Source organism: Collinsella sp. TF05-9AC, assembly GCF_003438495.1.
Classification (GTDB): Bacteria; Actinomycetota; Coriobacteriia; order Coriobacteriales; family Coriobacteriaceae; genus Collinsella.
In genome coordinates this window covers 1-827 of record NZ_QSSH01000071.1, presented here as the reverse complement: position 1 = coordinate 827, position 827 = coordinate 1, and the positions used below count along the sequence as shown (strand labels likewise).

At 72.3% G+C, this 827-nt stretch carries 1 protein-coding gene; it reads left to right on the top strand.

Annotation, left to right across the window (positions count from 1 at the left end; all coding sequences use genetic code 11):
- Positions 1–265 precede the first annotated feature (265 nt).
- Positions 266–827 (top strand): transposase (locus DXC52_RS09895; protein ID WP_147330626.1); only part of this gene is annotated, 562 nt, incomplete at its 3' end.

Here is an 827-nt window from a genome sequence, read left to right as displayed (position 1 = left end):
CCCCATTACAGTTTGAGTCGTCCGAAAGGGCGGCTCTTTTCCGTTGCATGGTTATACGATTGAGCCGTACCGGTGGTCGCTGGCCGACCGCCCCGGACGGCCGTCAGCCCCTGCCCCGTAGAGGGCCCGGGACGTGTTGCCGCCGGGGCGGGAGGGGCCGCGGGGAACGACTGATAGAGATGTGCCGGGCCCGGACCGGGCCACGGCCGGGTAATGCGGGTGTCGCTTCCGCGGCTTACGGCCGGCTCAAGGGAGAGGATACACCATGCCTGCAGCAGAGACGCCCGTGGCCTACCTGGGGATCGACGTCGGGAAGAGCTCGCACAGCGCGTGCGCGCTCGATGCGGGAGGGGGCGTCGCCTTCAGGGCCGAGCTGGCAAACAGGCCCGACGACATCGACCGGGTGCTCGAGCGGGCCGGCTCCGGCGCGCTGGTCGTCGTCGACCAGAAGCGAAACATCGGCGCGCTGGTCCTCGCGCGCGCCCATGCGCACGGGAACCCCTGCGCCTACCTGCCCGGATATGCCGAGAAGCAGGCCCGCGGGATGTTCCCCGGCATCGCGAAGACCGACGCCATCGACGCCGAGGTGATCGCGCGCACCGCGCTCGGCGTGCCCCGCGCCCTCAGGCCGGCGCCCGAGGAGCCCGAGGGGACCGCCTCGCTGCGGATCCTGTCGTCGCAGCGCGAGTTCGCGTCGTCCGCCAGGACCCGCGCGAAGAACAGGCTGCGCGCGACCCTGCTCGAGGCCGACCCCGCGCTCGAGGGCGCGGTCGACCCGTCGAGCCGCTGGCAGGTGTCGATGCTGGCCGAGTTCGGCGGGGCCGCCG